Annotated in this window: 1 protein-coding gene; it reads left to right on the top strand. The window is 63.5% G+C overall.

Features of this window, described 5'->3' with window-relative positions; genetic code table 11:
• Nucleotides 1-422, top strand: a 422-nt coding sequence (locus ADK55_RS19985; protein ID WP_199826578.1) for an AfsR/SARP family transcriptional regulator, incomplete at both ends; no start/stop codon positions are given.

The following is a 422-nucleotide window of genomic DNA, read 5'->3' as shown; positions in this document are numbered from 1 at the left end:
GACACCTCACGGTCTCCGAAGGATGTGTTGGTGACGTTGCCGGGGGGTTATTTGTTGTGTGGTGGTGGTGGGAGGAGTGATGTGCGGGAGTTTGAGCGGTTGTCGGGGTTGGGGTATCGGGCGATGGATGTGGGTGATCATCCGGGGGGTGCGCGGTTGTTGAGGGAGGCGTTGGCGTTGTGGTCGGGGCCGGCGTTCGCGGATGTTCAGGGTGGGGTGCAGTTGGACATGGAGATTCGCAGGTTGGAGGAGACGCGGTTGTGTGCGTTGGATCAGCGGATCGAGGCGGATCTGCGGTTGGGTCGGCATCGTGAGTTGTTGGCGGAGTTGACGGTGTTGGTGAGCCGGTATCGCACGCACGAGAACCTGCACGGGCAGTTCATGTTGGCCCTGCACCGCTCCGGCCGCCGCGGCGAGGCCCT

It is taken from the genome of Streptomyces sp. WM4235 (genome assembly GCF_001279725.1).
Taxonomy (GTDB): domain Bacteria; phylum Actinomycetota; class Actinomycetes; order Streptomycetales; family Streptomycetaceae; genus Streptomyces.
This window is presented reverse-complemented; position numbering and strand designations above follow the sequence as displayed.